Source organism: Bartonella sp. MU70NMGDW (assembly GCF_042194085.1).
Taxonomy (GTDB): Bacteria; Pseudomonadota; Alphaproteobacteria; order Rhizobiales; family Rhizobiaceae; genus Bartonella; species Bartonella grahamii.
This window is the reverse complement of record NZ_JBHIMK010000516.1, coordinates 1-827: the sequence shown is the minus strand read 5'-3', so window position 1 is coordinate 827 and position 827 is coordinate 1. Positions and strand designations below refer to the sequence as shown.

The window sequence follows — 827 nt, the reverse complement described above, 5'->3', positions numbered from 1 at the left end:
AGGAGAGATCCTAAAGGTTCATGCATTATGAGAGATGGCATAAGATATTCGAACATCGATCCAGACCATGATAGGAGTGCACCTTTCCCACCTATGGGTACGAGAAGTCGACCAAGACGAAACCAATGTTTAAGTTTTATATCTCCTTTTGCGATGGCAAAAAAGCTTGCAAGACGTGCTTCTGAAGCAAGTAGATCATAACAATTTTCATCGAGTTTGTTTTCTTGAACACGGTATCCAATGGATAAGAGATGCCGTTTAGGCTGTTCTAAAAAGTCAAATTTCATATCAAAGGCTATTTGCCGTGCCACTATAGCCAGCCTGTTTAGTTTTTTACGTAATTTTTCAGTATCACAATGAGCAGTCGCATCATAATGATAAGCGTTACAGGTATCGATAAGGCATTTTGCCCAAGAAAGCGCACGAGCAGATTCTATCGTTTGAATTTTATGGTCAAGTTCACCGACTAAGTGCACAATATCGTGGGCTGCAAGTGAAAGATCTATGACGTGAGAAGGGATCGTATTTTCTTGTTCTATAAAAGTGAAGACAGAATCATGAAAACGAGTGATGTTTCCTTCGATTTTTTGGCGTAAAGAGTGTAAACTGGGTTGATGATCTGGAATTTCTCTGACAGTTTCTTCAAGAATAGCAAGAACATCCGATAAGCCTTCTCGATTACTTTGAAAAAAAATATGCGGTTTTTCAGCCCATTCACTTAAGGTAGAAGAGAGTGTTATTAAATGACCAGCAAGATTTCCTGAATCAACGGTTGATACATAAGTAGGTAAAAGAGGCCTGAGTGTATCCGTTTCATACCAATTATA

1 protein-coding gene is annotated in these 827 nt (G+C 38.8%); it reads right to left on the bottom strand.

Annotated features, from left to right (window positions below):
• Positions 1-827 (bottom strand): hypothetical protein (locus ACFIKE_RS12330; protein ID WP_375650158.1); only part of this gene is annotated, 827 nt, incomplete at both ends.